Annotated in this window: 13 protein-coding genes; 11 read left to right on the top strand and 2 right to left on the bottom strand. The window is 61.0% G+C overall.

What is annotated here, in order from left to right; translation table 11 throughout:
- Positions 1-168 precede the first annotated feature (168 nt).
- The 6 genes from HU724_RS00845 to HU724_RS00820 all read left to right on the top strand — a co-directional run bounded on the left by HU724_RS00845 (position 169) and on the right by HU724_RS00820 (position 8518).
- Positions 169-1749 (top strand): glycosyltransferase family 4 protein, encoded by a 1581-nt coding sequence (locus HU724_RS00845; RefSeq protein WP_186568721.1) that lies wholly within the window; start codon positions 169-171, stop codon positions 1747-1749.
- Positions 1743-3047 (top strand): glycosyltransferase, encoded by a 1305-nt coding sequence (locus HU724_RS00840; protein WP_186568723.1) that lies wholly within the window; start codon positions 1743-1745, stop codon positions 3045-3047. Before HU724_RS00845 ends, HU724_RS00840 begins: the two co-directional genes overlap by 7 nt.
- Positions 3044-3982, top strand: coding sequence for a class I SAM-dependent methyltransferase (locus tag HU724_RS00835; protein ID WP_186568725.1), 939 nt, complete (start codon positions 3044-3046; stop codon positions 3980-3982). Before HU724_RS00840 ends, HU724_RS00835 begins: the two co-directional genes overlap by 4 nt.
- Complete coding sequence (locus HU724_RS00830; protein WP_186568727.1) at positions 3972-5123, top strand: acyltransferase family protein; 1152 nt, start codon at positions 3972-3974, stop codon at positions 5121-5123. The genes HU724_RS00835 and HU724_RS00830 overlap by 11 nt, the downstream gene beginning before the upstream one ends.
- An 88-nt stretch (positions 5124-5211) precedes the next feature.
- Positions 5212-6396, top strand: a complete 1185-nt coding sequence (locus HU724_RS00825; RefSeq protein WP_186568729.1) for a DUF3142 domain-containing protein — start codon at positions 5212-5214, stop codon at positions 6394-6396.
- On the top strand, positions 6383-8518 hold the full coding sequence (locus HU724_RS00820; RefSeq protein ID WP_186568731.1) for a hypothetical protein: 2136 nt from the start codon (positions 6383-6385) through the stop codon (positions 8516-8518). The genes HU724_RS00825 and HU724_RS00820 overlap by 14 nt, the downstream gene beginning before the upstream one ends.
- On the opposite strand, the gene HU724_RS00815 is transcribed toward HU724_RS00820, so the two are convergent.
- Complete coding sequence (locus tag HU724_RS00815; protein ID WP_186568733.1) at positions 8515-9144, bottom strand: LysE family translocator; 630 nt, start codon at positions 9142-9144, stop codon at positions 8515-8517. The genes HU724_RS00820 and HU724_RS00815 overlap by 4 nt on opposite strands.
- Positions 9145-9289: 145 nt before the next feature.
- Between HU724_RS00815 and HU724_RS00810 the strand changes: the two genes are divergently transcribed.
- Complete coding sequence (locus HU724_RS00810) at positions 9290-9763, top strand: Lrp/AsnC family transcriptional regulator (protein WP_186568734.1); 474 nt, start codon at positions 9290-9292, stop codon at positions 9761-9763.
- Positions 9764-9863: 100 nt separating this feature from the next.
- Here HU724_RS00810 and lpdA read toward each other — a convergent pair whose 3' ends face one another.
- The gene (gene lpdA / locus HU724_RS00805) at positions 9864-11264 is read right to left on the bottom strand and encodes a dihydrolipoyl dehydrogenase (protein WP_186568736.1); all 1401 of its coding nucleotides are present in this window, start codon (positions 11262-11264) and stop codon (positions 9864-9866) included.
- A 210-nt stretch (positions 11265-11474) separates the two neighbouring features.
- Here lpdA and hflK (HU724_RS00800) point away from each other — a divergent pair, with 210 nt between their 5' ends.
- The 4 genes from hflK (HU724_RS00800) to HU724_RS00785 are packed head-to-tail and all read left to right on the top strand — an operon-like array spanning position 11475 to position 17429.
- Complete coding sequence (gene hflK / locus HU724_RS00800; RefSeq protein ID WP_186568738.1) at positions 11475-13436, top strand: protease modulator HflK; 1962 nt, start codon at positions 11475-11477, stop codon at positions 13434-13436.
- The gene (hflC, locus tag HU724_RS00795; RefSeq protein WP_186568740.1) at positions 13433-14476 is read left to right on the top strand and encodes a protease modulator HflC; all 1044 of its coding nucleotides are present in this window, start codon (positions 13433-13435) and stop codon (positions 14474-14476) included. The genes hflK (HU724_RS00800) and hflC overlap by 4 nt, the downstream gene beginning before the upstream one ends.
- Positions 14473-15522: a protease modulator HflK gene (gene hflK / locus HU724_RS00790; protein WP_186568742.1), complete on the top strand. Its 1050-nt coding sequence runs from the start codon at positions 14473-14475 to the stop codon at positions 15520-15522. Before hflC ends, hflK (HU724_RS00790) begins: the two co-directional genes overlap by 4 nt.
- Positions 15519-17429, top strand: a complete 1911-nt coding sequence (locus tag HU724_RS00785; protein ID WP_186568744.1) for a cation-translocating P-type ATPase — start codon at positions 15519-15521, stop codon at positions 17427-17429. The genes hflK (HU724_RS00790) and HU724_RS00785 overlap by 4 nt, the downstream gene beginning before the upstream one ends.
- Positions 17430-17511: the final 82 nt, after the last annotated feature.

Here is a 17511-nt window from a genome sequence, read left to right as displayed (position 1 = left end):
TCATCACGCTTGCCAGGGATGTTCCGGCTCGTTGTGCGAAAAGGTGAGACCGACCACTAAAACAAGAACAAGACGAGACTTGAGACGAAGAACCGAGATCGATCAGGTTCTACGCTTGGCCGTCACTAGGGTGAAGCTGCCGGGAAGGCGGTTTCATTGTGGAATGCCATGAATTTCATTCTTTATTCGGACATCAACGAACACTCCATCAGGGAAAGTCTCGGCCATCCCGACGCCAGTTATTACTTCGTATTGAAGGCTTACCGTTCATTGCTCGAAACTGTCGGGCTAGTTCATGTGGTGAGTACTGTCGCAGAGGTTGACCCGCTTTTTCGGCAGTTACGCGCCGTCGGCCAAGAGAGTGTTTTCCTCTCATTCACCCGACCACAAAAAACCGCGATTGACCTCCAGTGCCCGACCATTTGCGTCGTGACCTGGGAGTACGATTCGATTCCCGATGAACAGTGGAGCGATGACCCGGGTCATGACTGGACGCGCATGTTGGCAAGGCATGGCCGCGTGATCACGCTGTCCAGCCATACCGCCAGAGCGATTCGTCGCTCGATGGGAGAGGATTTCCCTGTGCTGGTATTGCCCGCCCCACTCGGAGAGGAGCTTGCGTCCATCGGTAAGCAGCACCTCAGCACACCGGTCAACACAGGTACGACGTTGACACTCAAGGGGTGCATTTTCGATTCCCGCCAGATGAATCTGCATCCGGATAATCTGCTGCCCAAGCCGCTCACCGCCGAAGAGCTGGCGGAAATTGAAGCTCAGCTGGAGGCCTCGCGACCACCACCGCTGACGTGGAAACGACGCTTCGTCATCGCAAAACATTACCTGCGCCTGTGGCTGCTCAATGCCGGGCATGATCAGACACCCCCGGTGCCGCGGGTGTGGTTTTTGCAGAATTGGTACTGGGAGGGGATCCGCGATTTGCTCCGGCATTCCTGGCATGACTGGCTTGCCAGGCATCTGCCCGGCATCGCCGGTCCTCAACCTTTGCCAGTGGCAGTGCAACCGCCACCGCGAGATATGCCGGACACCTCATTGCAGGTTCAAGCCGAGGTCAACGGTGTCGTCTACGTATCGGTGTTTCGCCCGGAGGACGGGCGTAAGAATTGGCTGCAGATCCTCACCGCTTTCTGCGCAGCTTTTCGTGACACGTCCGACGCCACACTGGTAATGAAATTTACCCAGAGCGACCTGGCGGCCGTCTATGCACACTTGATGACGCCACTTGCGCAACTGGCGCCTTTTTCCTGCCGGGTCGTGATGATTCACGGTTACATGGACGATGCGCAATATGCGCGGCTTTACCAGTCGGCGAGTTTTTACGTCAATGCTTCGCATTGTGAAGGTCTGTGCCTTCCGCTGATGGAATTCATGGCCTGCGGCAAGCCGGTGATCGCTCCCGACCACACGGCGATGCAGGACTATATCGATGAGTCCGTGGCGTTCGTAGTCGAATCCAGCGTTGAGGCGTGCACGTGGCCCCACGACCCGCGCATGCTGTTTCGTGCGCATCGTCACCGGCCAGACTGGGGCTCCTTGAAAAAAGCCTACGAAGACAGTTACCGGATGGCCACGACACAGCCTCAGGCTTATCAGCGAATGTCGTTGGCTGCCGCGCAGCGCATGGAGCATTTCAGCGCGATCGCGGTTCTGCAAAAGCGCGTCGAGGATTTTTTCAGGCTCGAACTACAGTCCGGTCACGTTGCCCAGGTCACGGATAACGCCCCATGCTGATCATCATCCATTCGGAAACCAACCAGCACACCATCAGCCGCAATCTGGGGCGCTCGGAGTACAGCTATTACTTCGTGCTCAAGGAGTATCGGCCAGTGCTCGAACGTCTGGGTCGGGTGATCGAGGTCATGGACCCGAACAGCGAAGTCGATGCGTTGTATGCAGAGTGCCAGTCACGTGGCGAGCCTTGCGTATTTCTGTCGTTCTCGCCACCGCATCGCACCCCGGTGCATCTGGCGTGTCCGACCTTGCCGGTCTTTGCCTGGGAGTTCAGTACGATTCCCGATGAGCCATTCGCTGGCGATCCGCTGAACGACTGGCGCACAGTACTTGCCGCCTGCGGTGCCGCGATCACGCACTCCAGTTATACGGTCGATGCCGTGCGCAAAGCGATGTCTGTCGAGTACCCGATAGTCGCCGTCCCCGCGCCGGTTTGGGATCGGTTCGCAGCGCGCGGCGTTCAATTGCAGGGGCAGCCGGACGTCGATTCAGTACGGCTGAAAATCAAAGGCCTGGTGGTCGACAGTCGCGAGATCGCCTTGGATGCTTTCGCTCCTGTGCCGTTGCGCCGTGGGTGTGGAATCGATTTCCTCGCGCCGGTCACCGAGCAAGAGTTGGTGCTTGCAGGTGTGGTGTACACCTCGGTGTTCAACCCCCGGGACGGGCGCAAGAACTGGGAGGACATGATCAGTGCCTTCTGTGCCGCTATGCGGGAAAACGCTGATGCAACCCTGGTGCTGAAACTCACCCATCACGATGCCGAAGAAGCCCTCACCGACATCCTCCATCACCTTTACAAGAACCAGCCTTATCGCTGCCGCATCGTGCTTATCTACGGCTATCTGGCAGATGCGGATTACGAGCGTCTGGTGCAGGCGACACGCTACGTCGTCAATACATCCTACGGCGAAGGCCAGTGCCTGCCGCTGATGGAATTCATGTCGTGCGGCAAGCCGGCGGTGGCACCGTGCACCACGGCAATGATCGACTATATGAATGCCGATAACGCTTTTCTGATCGAGGCAACCGAGCAATTCACGGCCTGGCCTCACGACCCGCGTTCGGCCTATCGAACCTTGCGCTACGCAACGAGCTGGGCTTCGATCTGTGCCGCTTACACTGCCAGTTACGACGTCGCGCAAAACGATCTCCAGCGTTACGCCACCATGTCGGCACAGGCTGTCGTGAGTCTCGAGGCGTTTTGCAGTCAAGCGGTGGCCGAGCAGCGATTACGGGCGTTTCTGGCGAGCCTGCTGCAAGTCCGCGCCGAAATGGCGACGGAGGTTATCGGCGCATGATTCGCAGATTGCTTCATCGATTGTTTGCCCAAGCGCAATCTTCGCAACCGCCACCAGTGGCTGAACCGATAGCGGAACCGGTGACTGAGTCGACACCAGACGCTGAACCCGAGCCTTTATTTGTCTGGTCGCCCCGCGATGTCGGTTTACGTGATGCCGTGCTGGACGGCTGGTTTCTCAATGACAGCGGCGAATTGCTCAAGGGCTTTTCCATTACGCCTGACGACACCTTGCTCGACGTCGGTTGCGGCGAGGGCGCCGCAACATTGTTTGCCGTACGCCAGGGCGCATCGGTGATTTTCACCGACAGTGAACACGACAAAGTGCGCGAGCTGGCACGGCAGGTCGAAGACCGCAGCACCCGGCCGAATCTGGGACTGGTCAGCAACACCTTGCCGTTACCGTTGGCCGACGGCTGCGCCAGCCGTGTCGTGTGCATGGAGGTGCTGGAGCACGTCGACGAACCCGAGGCGTTCATGGCCGAACTGGCGCGTATGGGGCGTCCCGGTGCGTTGTACCTGCTCAGTGTCCCCGCCCCGGTTGGCGAGCACTTGCAAAAAGGTATCGCTCCGCAGAGTTATTACCAGTCGCCCAACCACGTGCAGATCTTCACTCCAGAGCGCTTTGCCGCACTGGTCGAAGACGCCGGACTGATCATTGAGCATCGGCAGGCGACGGGGTTTTTCTGGGTGATGGGGATGATCTTTTTCTGGGCCAGCGAAAAAGCGGCCGGCAAGGATCCGGGCGGTGCGGTGCGTGATCGGATCCACGCGCCTTTTCCTCATCTGATGGGTGGGTGGGCGAGAACCTGGGAAGAGATGCTCGACCGGCCCGACGGACTTGCGATCAAACAGGTGCTTGACCAGTTCATGCCCAAAAGTCAGGTGATCATTGCGCGTAAACCGCTGGATGCGGAGATGCCGGATGAGCAGTAAACGCATCATGGACATCGAAGTGCTGCGTGCCATTGCCGTGCTCGGAGTGCTGTTCCATCACCTGGCGGGCAATCTGTTCCGCGATCCGGTGCCATTGCTCGATGCCATTCATGCTTGGGCACAACCCTGGTGGGGCGTTGACCTGTTTTTCGCCATTTCCGGCTTCGTAATTGCCCGCAGCCTGATTCCTGCGCTGCGTAATTGCAGCACCCGTCAGCAATACTGGGAACAAACGCGCAATTTCTGGCTACGCCGCGCTTTTCGCCTGCTGCCTTCGGCCTGGCTGTGGCTGGCCCTGGTGCTGCTGATGTGCATGTTTTTCAATCGCTCCGGGGCGTTCGGCACGCTGCAGGCCAATCTGCAGGCGACGCTCGCAGGAGTGTTGCAGTACGCCAATTTCCGCTTTGCCGATGCGTTCTTCCGCTACGAATATGGCAGCAGTTTCGTCTACTGGAGTCTGGCCCTGGAGGAACAGTTTTATCTGTTGTTTCCGTTGCTGATTCTGCTGTGCCGAAGACATTTGGTCTGGGTGCTGCTGGCGCTGGTCGCAGTGCAGCTGCTGGCGGTGCGAACGCCGCTGCTGATGGTCGTTCGAACCGACGCGCTGGCCCTTGGCGTACTGTTGGCAATGTGGAGCGCTCAACCGAGTTACCGGCGTTGGCAGCCACTGTTTCTGAGTCGCAACGGGGCCGGAATCTCAGCGCTGATTGTCGTCGCAACGCTGATGAGTTACCTGGCCACCGATGGATTTTCCGCGAGTCACTTTCGCGTTGGCGCTATCGCTTCATTGAGTGCCTTGCTGGTGTGGGTCGCCTCTTACAATCAGGATTACCTGTTATCGGCCGGGCGCTTGCAGCAATTGATGGGATGGGTGGGCAGTCGGTCGTACGGCATCTACCTGATTCATATTCCCGTGTATTTCCTGGTACGTGAAGTTACTTTCCGTTTGCAGGAAGCGGGCCTGCCGAGTCCTGCAGATCATCCACTCGTCGCCTTGCTGCTGGCGTTCGGATTGATTGCGCTGCTCAGCGAATTGAATTACCGCTTCATCGAAATGCCTATGCGCAATCGCGGTACTGCGCTCGTACAACGTCTTGGTACGTCTCGAACGCCTAAGACGTCTTCTGAGGCGGCGTTCTGATCGACTCATCACGGCGTGAGGGAGCAGGCTCGCTCATTCCGTGTTTTGTGTAACCTTGCAGCCCTGTGGCTTCAGGGATTTTCAAGGTATGCGGTCTATTGCGGGTCTGATCCTTAGCGTCTTGCTGGCAGGTTGCGAGCAACACGTCGCGCCGGCCCTCGACCAGCAACTCTACGTCTGGCAACGCCAATGGACACCTGCGCATGAACCGGCATTGCGCGACAGTCGCCATGATTTCTCCACCCTGCGCGTACTGGCATTGCAGGCCTTTCCCGGCGAGCGGTGGCGCAGGGCACGGGTTGATCCGGCGTTGTTGAAAGCTGATGGTCGCGCTCTGATCGCAGTGATTCGCCTCGATGGCCAGTTGCAGTCGCTGGACCAGCAGCAGGTCACCGAGCAGATTCTGCAGGTCATTGCCGATTGGCAAGCGCAAGGTCTCACGCTGAACGGTATCGAAATCGACCACGATGCCGGCAATGCACGGCTGCCCGTGTACGCTGAATTCCTCAAACACTTGCGTGCGGTCTTGCCGCCATCGTTGCCTTTGAGCATCACCGCGCTACCGGCCTGGCTCGATAGCGCGCAGTTGCCGGCGCTGTTGCGAAGCGTCGACAGCAGCGTGCTGCAAGTCCACGCCGTGAGCGATCCGCGGCTGGGTCTGTTCGATCCCGAGCAGGCGTTGAAATGGGCCAAGGCCTGGGCACGTATCAGCGACAAACCGTTCTATCTGGCGCTGCCGGCCTACGGCGTTGCGCTGTTGAGCGATGACGGTGGCGCGCCGGTAGTGGAAAGCGAAGTGCAACTGGAGCGCGGCGGGCAGCGCCGGGAGTTGCTCGCCGATCCGCAGCAACTCAGCCAATTGGCCAAGACCTTGCGGGAGGATCCGCCTGAGCATCTGACCGGTTTGATCTGGTTCCGCCTGCCGCTGGCCAACGATCGTCGCGCCTGGAGCCTGACTACTTTGCGCGCCGTGGCTCGCGGCGATGTGTTGAACGGTCAGTTGCGCCTGTCATTCAAGGAGCAGGGCGGTCTCTATGACATCCAGCTCGATAACCGCGGCAATCTCGACAGCCCGTGGCCCGCGCAAATCACCCTAAAGACGCAGGATTGTGCAGGTGCCGATGCGCTCGCCGGTTACTCGTTGCAACAAAGTGCCAATCTGCTTACCTTCACCCGCCTGCGTGACGGCCGCTTGCCGGCGGGCGGACAGCGCGCTGTCGGTTGGGCGCGTTGTGCACATATTGATCAAGGAGGTTCGCATGTTGACCCGTAACTGGCCCCGCCATCTGCTTTGCCTGAGCCTCAGCCTGCCGCTGGGGTCGGCGCTGGCCTGCGGCCCGGACTTCCCGATGCGCCTGCTCGACAACCGCGCGCAGACCTTGGCCGATCTGCCCGAAGGCAGTTTCAGCTTCGAAATCAGTCGCCTGGGTAAAACCATTGCCGGGCTGAAAAATGTCACAGCGGCGACCCATAACCCCAACGACTATGCCGAAGACAACGCGGCTGAGCTGGCGCGCGAACAGGCTGAGCAGGTGGGCCTGAGCGCCGAGCAATACGCTGTGGTCAAGCGCCTGCGCGGGCTCAGCGATGCCCATCAGGCCGAGGAACAGGGCGCCGGTCTGCCGGTGGAAATCCGTTTGTACGTCGCCGGCGCGGTGGCCTTTGCCACCGGCGATCATCAATTGGCCACGGAGTATTTCAACAAGGTGCTGGCGCTGCCGGCAGACCAGCGCCCGTTGCGCAGCACGTGGGCGGCGTATTCCCTCGGGCGCATCGCCTTCGCCATGAGCAACGAGGCGCACGATCGCATCGAAGCGCTGGAAGAAGCGCGCGATGCCTTCCGCCAGGCCCGGCAACTGAGCATCGACGGCTTCAGCGATCCGCTGGAACTGGGCGTTGCCAGCCTCGGTGAAGAGGCGCGGGCGTTGCGCAGCGCGGGCGACTGGAGCGGCGCCATCGAACTGTACGAAGCACAGAACCTGCACGGTTCGGCCGTCGGTTACACCTCGCTCAAGCAACTGATGAACGAGCTGGCCGAATTGCCGGAACCTCAGCTGGCCAAACTGCTGCAGCAGCCAGCGGTGCAGCAACTGGTCACGGCATCGCTGGTCAGCCGTCAGGGCTGGTCTTTCGGTGAGCAGCCGCCGAATGAAAAGAAACTCGTCACACTCTTGCAAAACAGCACCCGTGGCAGCCTCGACAATGCCGATCGACTGGCGGCGATGAGTTATCAACAGGGCGACTACGCGTCTGCCAAGGCCTTTCTGGTAAACGCCGGGGAAGGCGGACTGGCCTGGTGGCTGCGCGCAAAACTGGCAGTGCGTGACGGCGACACGACTGCCGCTGCCGCCGCCTACGCCAAAGCCGCCCAAGCCTTTCCGCAGAATGAAGACTGGGGCTATCGCCGCACGCCGGACTGGGCGTTTGAAACGGTGCAGCCAAAATGCCGGGTCGACGGCGAAAGCGCGATCCTGGCGCTGCAACGCGGCGAATACCTGCAAGCGTTCGTGCAGCTGTATCGCAGCAACAGCCTTTACTGGTTCGATGCCGCCACCCTTGCCGAGCGGGTGCTGACAGTCGATGAGCTCAAGCAGTACGTCGATGAGAATGTGCCGGCGCCGCCGCCATTGACGCAGCAGGAGCGCGACAACTATGTGCCGCTGTCGGTGGCCGCCAATCTGCGCAATCTGCTCGGTCGGCGCTTGCTGCGTGGGGGCCGTTACGAGGAAGCGGTCGGTTATTTCGCCAGTGATGATCTGCAACACAAGGCCCGGCTCTATGGCGAGCAACGGCTCAAGGCCGAGTCGGCGTGGTGGCCGAGCAAACGCGCCAGTGCGTTGTACAACGCCGCGTGGACGGCCCGGGAGTGGGGCATGGACATCCTCGGTTATGAGATGGCGCCTGATTACGCCACCTTCGGCGGCAATTACACGCTGGAGAGCACGAAGCTGGATGTCGGCCCGCTGATTTCAGCGGCGGAAGTGCAGCGCCAGCAGGCCAGCGCCGCGCAACCGGATCTGCGTTATCACTATCGTTTTGTCGCCACGGCACTGGCCAGTCGCGCCGCCGATAATTTGCCGCACACCAGTCAGGCGTTTGCTGCGGTGTTGTGCAATGCCGCCGGCTGGAACAGCAGCCTTGAAGACCAGAGTGCGCTGTATCAGCGCTACGTCAAGGAAGGCCCTTATGTGCCGTGGGCGCAAGACTTCGGCAATCAATGCCCGTATCCGGACTTCGAAAATGCCGACAAGCGCTACGTCACCCAGGTGACCGATGCCGTGCGTGAAACACTGCGGCCGTACAAGTGGCCGGTGCAGATCGTCGCGGTCATCCTGGTCGCTGTTGCTGCGCTACTGCTGATCACCCGTCGTCAGCGCAAGGTGCGCAAAGGCTAGGCCTGTTGAATGAAGCTCAGGCGTACGGCGAAGCCAATCAACAGACTGCCGAACAGCCATTGCTGAGCGCGCTGGGCGGTTGGACTGTGTTGCAGCCAACGGCCCAGTGCCGCGCCGGTCATGGCGACAACACTGTCGAACAGCAGGCCGACGCTGACCAGCACCAGGCCGAGCATGGCGAACTGTGTCAGCACCGGCGCGCCGCCGCTGACGATAAACTGTGGCAACAGTACCGAGCAGAACAGCAACGCCTTGGGATTAAGCAGGTTGGTCAGCAAACCGCGACGGATCGCACCGCGCCACTGGCGGTGGGCAGGTGCCTGCTCTTGGGCTTGCAGGCTCGGCACCAGCGAGCTGCGAAAACACTGGATGCCGATCCACATCAGATAGGCCGCGCCGGCGATGCGCACGACGTCAAACGTCCACGGCGCCGTTTTGAACAGCGCCGCTAGCCCCAATGCCGCCAGTGCCACGTGGCAGGCGCGGGCGATGGCCAGGCCCAGCGCGGTGGCCAGCGCCGCAGCTCGACCTTGCCGCGCACCGGTTTGCAACAGCAGGATCATATCCGGTCCCGGCAGTAGCAGAACCACAGCCAGCGTCAGAACGAACAGCCACAGACTTGCCACATCACACCCCCTTTCGTTGTTGATTTGCTCGGGCCAGTCTAGAGCGAGAGGGCAGGGCAGGTGCTTGCGTAGTCGGCTTCAATTGTCCACAGCTTTGGCATAACCTGCTGGTTTTCAACCGTCAGACTATCGGGATCTGCCAAAGATGAAACTCGACGCCTATGACCGCAAGATTCTCGCCGCGCTGCAACGCAACGGGCGCTTGAGCAATGTCGAGCTCGCGGAAGAAATCGGCCTGTCGGCTTCGCCGTGTCTGCGCCGGGTGCGCATGCTGGAAGAGGCGGGGGTGATCCGAGGCTACCAGGCCAATCTGGATCGAGATGAAGTCGGGCTGGGGCTGACGGTGTTTGTCGGGGTCAAGGTTGAGCGGCACAACGAAAAACGCGCCGAGGCTTTTTATGCCGCTGTTACTGCGCTGCCTGAGGTGGTCTCAGCGTTTCTGGTGTCCGGCGAATCGGACTTTTTGTTGCAGGTAGTGGTGCCTGACTTGCGCGCTTATGACCGCTTTGTCAGCGGCCATCTGCTCAAGCTTCCGGGTGTGAGCGATATTCGCAGCAACTTTGCCATTCACACAGTGAAAGCGCCGGGGGCGTTGCCGTTGGGGCATCTGCCGCTGTAGACCGGGTGGCGCCATTCGCGAGCAGGCTCGCTCCCACATGGGGAACGCATTCCAAAGTGGGAGCGAGCCTGCTCGCGAAGACGGCGGCAAGGTTTGGAACCTACATCTGAGTCGCCATCCCCTCGACATTCATCGCTGCCTGACGCAACGCTTCCGAACGCGTCGGGTGCGGATGGCAGGTCAGGGCAATGTCCTCGGCTGACGCGCTGAATTCCATCGCCACGCAAAACTCACCGATCATTTCGCTCACGCTCGGCCCGACCAGATGCACGCCAAGCACTTCGTCCGTGCGCTCGTCGGCGAGGACTTTGGCAAAGCCCTCGGTTTCGTGATTGATCTTCGCCCGGCTGTTGGCAGTGAAGGGAAACTTGCCGACCTTGTAGGCGCGGCCCTCGGCCTTGAGCTGTTCCTCGGTCTGGCCGACGCTGGCGAGTTCAGGTTGGGTGTAGATGACGTTGGGGATCAGCGCGTAATTGACCTCGCCGGCCTTGCCGTGGATCTGCTCGACGCAGGCCATGGCCTCATCTTCTGCCTTGTGCGCGAGCATCGGGCCGGACGTGACGTCGCCGATGACCCAGACCCCAGCCGCTTCGGTGCGATGTTGCTTGTTGGCGAGCATGCCGCGTTTGTCGGTACTCAGGCCGACGTTCTCCAGCCCCAAGCCCTGGGTGTATGGCCGGCGCCCGATGGCCACCAGCACATAATCGGCTTCGATCAGCTCAGCCGTGCCACCGGCGGCAGGCTCGACGCTCAGTTGCACGCCTGTAGCTGAGCTGGTGGCGTTGGTGACCTTGGAACTCAATTTGAAGGCAATGCCTTGTTTGCTCAGCGAGCGCTGCAAGGTCTTGCCGGCCTCGCCATCGACGCCGGGGCAGATGCGATCAAGGTATTCGACCACGGTGACCTGCGCGCCGAGTCGCCGCCACACCGAACCCAGCTCCAGGCCGATCACCCCGGCACCAATGACCACCAGATGTTTGGGCACCTCACTCAACGACAGTGCGCCGGTGGAATCGAGGATGCGCTGGTTGTCGATCTCGACGCCGGGCAGGGGAGTGGGTTCGGAGCCGGTGGCGATGATGATGTCCTTGGCGCTGAGCTCGCTCTTGTTGCCCTGATCGTCGGTCACGGAGACTTTGCCCGGGCCGTCGATGTGACCCCAACCCTTGATCCAGTCGACCTTGTTCTTGCGAAACAGAAATTCGATGCCCTTGGTCAGGCCGGCGACGCTTTCGTCCTTCTGCTTCATCATCTGCGCAAGGTTCAGCGTCGGTTTGACCTCGATGCCGAGATTGGCGAACTCCGTGCCCACCGCAGCGGCGTACAGCTCTGAGGCGTGCAACAAGGCTTTGGACGGCATGCAACCGACGTTCAGGCAGGTGCCGCCGAGGGTCGCACGTCCTTCGACGCAGGCGGCCTTGAGCCCGAGCTGGCCCGCGCGGATCGCTGCGTTATAACCGCCGGGGCCACCGCCCAGAATCACTACGTCATAGTTGCTCATGCGCTTGCTCCAGATTGCTCGATGGGGATAGCCAAGATTAGTCGCGATAAAAATTATGTGCGTAATATGAGCTGCGCCGAACATTTCGGTCAAGGCTTCAGGCAAGCGACAGCTGCGGCATCCTTGAATAAGCGTAATTGTGTACGAATATTTCACAGTTTGCGTTATATCGTAACGCTATGAACGCAGAGCCTACATTTTCGGGGTGTTATGCAAGTCGATCTTGAGTTGGACGCCACGCCAGTCAACGGATTGCCGCGCTTTCAGCAAGCAGCTGCGCAGTCACGCGAATTACGTCGGCTGGCTTATGGACTTGGCGCATTGGTCGGTTTGGGCTGGGTGCTGGCGTTTTTCGTCGGCCTGTTTGCGCCGCAGTCCCTGTGGTTGCCGTTGTTGGTCAATCAGAGCGCGGCGTTGCTGGTGCTGGTCGCCGGTCTGCAATCGGCGTGGTGGGTGACGCACTGGCGCGCGCGGGTGATGCATCCGCCAGCTTCGCAACCGACCGTTGTGGAGGAGGGCGCTGCAGCCGAGGGCTGGTACGAAAGGCTGCTGGAGCGATTGAGTCAGCAGAGCCGCCATCTGCTTGGACAAATCGGTGCGCCGACGTTGTGGCTCGGCGGCTGGGCGTTGCTGGTTCTGCTTGGTATTGAGCAGGTGTGGAATCTCACGTTGCCTGCGGCGGCCTTGGGGCTGTCGGCGAGCATCGGTGGGGCATTGGCGTTGTTGCTGGCGTTTGCCCTGCTGGTGCTGGAGCGGCAACTGGCGCAGGAACCGCCGGCGCAATGGCCGGAAGCGGCTGCGCTGGCACAACTGACCCGGGTGGTGATCATCACCCTGTTGGTCGGTGCGCTATGTCTGTTGTTTGTCAGCGAAAGCGCAGTCTGGCCGGTACGCGTGGCGGTGCTCAGCGCAGTCGTGCCAATGTTGGTTGCCGGCGAACTGCTGTTGCGCGCGTTACTGTCTGTCTTCAGCCCGCGGCGTGAACAACTCGAACCGACCCTGCTGGCGCGCAGTTTTATCGCCGATATGCTGCGCTGGCCGCCGCAGCCGTGGCTGGCGTTGCAGCATGAAATGCACAATCGGTTCGGCATCGATCTGCGGCAGATCTGGGCCTTCAGTTACATGCGCCGGGCCTTGTTGCCGGTGTTGGCAGTGGTCGCCCTGAGCGGTTGGCTGCTGACCGGCGTACATGAAATTCCCCTGCACGGTCGCGGCATCTACGAGCGCTTCGGTAAACCGGTACAGGTGTTCGGCCCGGGTTTACATGCCGGTTTGCCCTGGCCATTGGGGCGTGTGATCTCCGTTGAAAACGGTGTGGTTCATGAACTGGCAACCAGTGTCGGCGACAAGCCAATCGCCGTGCAGTCCGACTCCGCTGAAGGCCCGGCGCCGCTGACCGCCAACCGTTTGTGGGACGCCAGCCACGTTAATGACAAGTCCCAGGTCATCGCCAGCAGCCGCGGCGCGCAACAGGGCCTGCAAATCGTCAATATGGACGTGCGCTTCGTTTATCGCATCGGTTTGAACGACGAGGCGGCACTCGCCGCGACTTATAACAGCGCCGATGTACCGACACTGATTCGCAGCACTGCCAGCCGCATCCTGGTTCACGATTTTGCCTCGCGCACCCTCGACGGTTTGCTCGGCGACGACAGGGCAGGGCTGGCCGAGGAAATCGGTCGCGCAGTGCAAAGCGATCTGAACAGATTGAACAGTGGCGTGGAAATCCTCGCCACAGTCGTCGAAGCGATTCATCCACCGGCCGGCGCGGCGAATGCATATCACAGTGTGCAAGCGGCGCAGATCGGCGCGCAGGCGTTGATCGCTCGTGAACGCGGGGCGGCTGCGCAGGCCACTAACGAGGCGCAGTTGCAGGCGAGTACGGCGCGGGATCAGGCTACGGCCAATGCGCGGGAGATCAATGCAGCCGCGCAAACCGCCGACCTGAAATTCAGCGCCGAACAGAAAGCCTTCGCCAGTGCTGGCCAGGCCTTCGTGCTGGAGCAATATCTCAGCCAGCTCAGTCAGGGCATGAGTAAAGCCAAGTTGGTGATACTCGACCATCGAATCGGCGGCAGCGCAAATGCGCCAACCATCGATCTGCGTACTTTCACACTGCCGACTGATCCGTCGTCCCCCCGCACCACCGCTCAACCAGGAGCCACCCATTGAGCCAGTCGCCTGTTCATGACGTTCAAGACCACAGCGGCCACGATCACGGCCACGGCGGGCATCACCATCATCATGGTCATCACCACCATCACGGCGAGGTGCCAGAAGTTGGACCATTTCCCTGGCGGCGTATGGGCTGGGCTGCGTTGCTGGTAGCGTTTGCCATTGCCGCCGCGAGTCTGGTGCAAGTGCGCTCCGGTGAAGCCACGGTCATCACCCGTTTCGGTAGTCCGTCGCGGGTCTTGCTCGATCCCGGGTTGAATTGGCGCTGGCCGGCACCGTTCGAAGCGGCGATCCCGGTGGACTTGCGTCTACGTACCACCTCAAGTGGTTTGCAGGACGTCGGCACCAAGGATGGTTTGCGCATCATCGTTCAGGCCTACGTCGCGTGGCAGGTGCAGGGTGATCCTGAACACGTGCAGCGTTTCATGCGTGCCGTGCAGAATCAGCCGGACGAAGCAGCGCGGCAGATTCGCACCTTTGTCGGCTCAGCACTGGAGACCACGGCCAGCGGTTTCGATCTGGCCAATCTGGTCAACACTGATGCCAAACAAGTGCGCATCGGCGATTTTGAAACGCAGTTGCGTCAGCAGATCGATCAACAGTTGCTCGCTACATATGGCGTGCGCGTGGTGCAGGTCGGCATCGAGCGGCTGACTTTGCCCTCGGTCACGCTCAGCGCCACGGTCGACCGCATGCGTGCCGAGCGTGAAACCATTGCTACCGAACGCACGGCTGTTGGCAAACGCGAAGCGGCGCAAATCCGTTCCGCCGCCGAGCGCGATGCGCGAATCGTCCAGGCTGATGCGACGGTGAAAGCCGCTGACATTGAAGCGCAATCGCGAGTCGAGGCTGCGCAGATTTATGGTCGCGCCTACGCCAGCTCGCCGCAGCTTTACAACCTGCTGCGCTCCCTCGATACCCTCGGCACCATCGTTACGCCGGACACCAAATTGATTCTGCGCACCGATGCCGCACCTTTCCGCGTATTGGTCGACGGCCCACCGACGCTCGACAACAAAGCCGGATCGCAGCCATGAGCGAAGAAGTTCCACGTGGAACACATGCGTTGAACAGTCCGTGGATTCAGGCGGGGCGTCTGGCTTTTATCGCGCTGTATGCGATCACGGTGCTGGCGGCGCTGGCATGGGCATTCTCCAATGTCCGGCAGATTGATCCGCAAAAGCGCGCAGTAGTACTGCACTTCGGTGCGCTGGATCGCGTTCAGAATGCCGGACTGTTATGGGCATGGCCGCAACCTTTTGAGCAGGTGGTTCTGCTGCCGGCGGCGGATCGGGTGATCGAGCGTCGAGTGGAAAATCTGTTGCGCAGTGACGAAGCGTTGAAGGCTGACCGGGTGGCGTCCTTCGCAACGCCATTGAGCGATGCACTCGCCGGGTCTGGTTATTTATTGACCGGTGACGCCGGCGTAGTGCAATTGGACGTGCGAGTGTTTTACCAAGTCTCCGATCCGTACGAATTCGTGTTGCAAGGCGAGCATGTGCTGCCAGCTCTCGATCAGCTAGTGACGCGCAGCGCCGTGGTCCTGACCGCCGCGCGAGATCTCGACACCATTCTGGTCGCTCGCCCGGAATTGATCGGCGCCGACAATCAGGCGGCCGAGCGCCGTGAGCGATTGCGCGGTGATCTGGTGCAAGGCATCAACGCGCGTCTCGCTGAACTGAAGGCGAGCGGGCAGGGCATCGGCATCGAGGTGTCGCGGGTGGATGTGCAATCAAGTCTGCCGGAGCCGGCGGTCAGTGCCTTCAATGCGGTTCTGACCGCCAGTCAGCAGGCTGACAAAGCTGTGGCTAACGCGCGCACCGATGCCGAAAAACTTACCCAGTCGGCCAACGAACAGGCAGACCGCACGCTCCAGGTGGCTCACGCGCAGGCGGGCGAGCGTCTTGCAAAAGCCTCGACCGATACCGCAACCGTCTCGAGTCTGGCTACGTCTGCCGACCCGCAAATGCTCCTGCGTCTGTATCGCGAGCGCATACCGAAGATCCTTGATCAGGCCGGGTCGGTCACCACCGTCAATCCGAAAGACGATTCCCGGTTGATCATTCAAGGAGCCAGTCAATGACGGCGACCACCGCTGCTCCGAGTCTGTTGTCCTCGGCCGAACAACGTCGCGCCGCGCGCCAATTGACCCTGGCGATGCTTGCGCTCGGGTTGCTGGGTCTGGGTTTGCTCTGGCGCTGGATGCTCCCGGAGCAAACCGGTGTCAGCCAGTTGCTGCTCGGTTTCGCCTCGTTGCTGGTAGCGGTTCCGGTGATGCGTTCGGCGTGGTACAGCCTGCGTTACCCAAGCCTGCACGGCATCACCGATCAATTGATTGCGCTGGCCATGCTCGGCGCTTGGGCGACCGGTGATCTGCTCACCGCGGCGTTGTTGCCAATCATCATGATCTTTGGCCATGTGCTGGAAGAGCGTAGCGTCATCGGTTCCCAGGAAGCGATCAATGCGCTTGGCCGGCTGACCCGCAGCCATGCGCGCAAGCTGCAAGCGGACGGTTCGATCATCGAAGTGGACAACGGCACGCTCAGTGCTGGCGATATTGTCGAGGTGCGGGCCGGTGATCGGGTGCCGGCGGACGGTCGTGTGTTATCAGGGCAGGCGAGCCTTGATACCGCTTCGATTACCGGTGAGTCGGTACCGGTGGAAGCTGGCGTCGGCATGCTGGTGTTCGGCGGCGCAATCAACCTCGATGGATTGCTGCGCGTCGAAGTCACCCGCACCGGCGACGAATCCACCCTGGGCAAAGTCATCGCCCTGATGCAAAACGCCGAGCGCTCGAAACCGCCGATCACGCGATTGCTAGAACGCTATGCCGGCAGCTACATGGTGCTGGTCTTGTTGCTGGCGGCGGTGACCTGGTTCGTCACCCATGATGCACAGGCGATGCTCGCGGTATTGGTGGCGGCGTGTCCGTGTGCGTTGGTGCTGTCGGCGCCGGCCACGGCGATTGCCGGTGTCGCCGTCGCCGCGCGTCACGGGATTCTGATTCGCAGCTCGGCGTTCCTCGAAGAACTCGCCGATCTGACCTCGCTGGTGGTCGACAAGACCGGCACGCTGACGTACGGCACCTTGCGTTTGCAGTCGATCGACAGCCTGGATGCGGACACCGCCGAAGTGCAGACACTGGCCGCCAGTCTTGGCGCGGCAAGCAGTCATCCGGTGAGCCGAGCACTCGCTGGGCTGGTTGATCAGGAAGCCTATTGGCCTCTGACCAACATCCATGAGCGCCAAGGCCTGGGCGTAGTGGCGACGACAGAGAGGGGCGAAGCTGCGCTCGGTCGTCCAGAGTTGTTCGCGCAACTGGGTATCACAACCACCCTTGTTCCTGAGCACGATGGCCCGATTGCCGGCCTGGCTTTGAACGGTGCATTCCTCGCCTGGCTTTTGCTCGCCGACAGCATCAAACCGGAGGCGGGCTTTGCCTTGAGCGAATTGCGTGAACTGGGGCTGGGACGCCAGCTCCTGCTGACGGGCGATCGCCAGAGCGTTGCGCGAACGTTGGCGCTGGAAGTCGGGCTGAACGAAGTCCAGGCGCAAGCGCTTCCGGAGGACAAACTCAATCGCGTGCTCAAGGAAATCGATCACGGCTTTCGTCCGATGGTGGTAGGCGACGGCATCAACGATTCACTCGCGCTCAAGGCCGGCGTGGTCGGCGTGGCGATGGGCGCTGGCGGGGCCGACATTGCCTTGGCGTCGGCGGACATCGTGTTGATCGGCAGCGACTTGCGTCGCCTCGGTACTTGCGTGCGCTTGAGTCGTCAGTGCCGGCGTACTTTGCAGGTCAACGTGATTATCGGCCTCGGCTGGACGCTGGCCATCGTGGTCTTCGCGGCGTTCGGCTGGCTTGGTGCGGCCGGGGCGATGATCGCGGCGCTGCTGCATAACCTGAGCACCCTGTTGGTGTTGGGCAACGCCGGACGTTTGCTGCGCTTTCAGGAGCCATTGCTCAGGCTCGACCCTCGGGATAAATGAAAGAAAATTCATCGAACCGCCGAGTGCGCAGGCAGTCATCTATCGTAAGGCGCGTCGTCTGTGGCGTTCAGCCGATGTGCCG

Source organism: Pseudomonas iranensis, assembly GCF_014268585.2.
Taxonomy (GTDB): domain Bacteria; phylum Pseudomonadota; class Gammaproteobacteria; order Pseudomonadales; family Pseudomonadaceae; genus Aquipseudomonas; species Aquipseudomonas iranensis.
The sequence above is the reverse complement of the archived record's forward strand: the minus strand, read 5'-3'. Positions and strand labels throughout refer to the sequence as shown.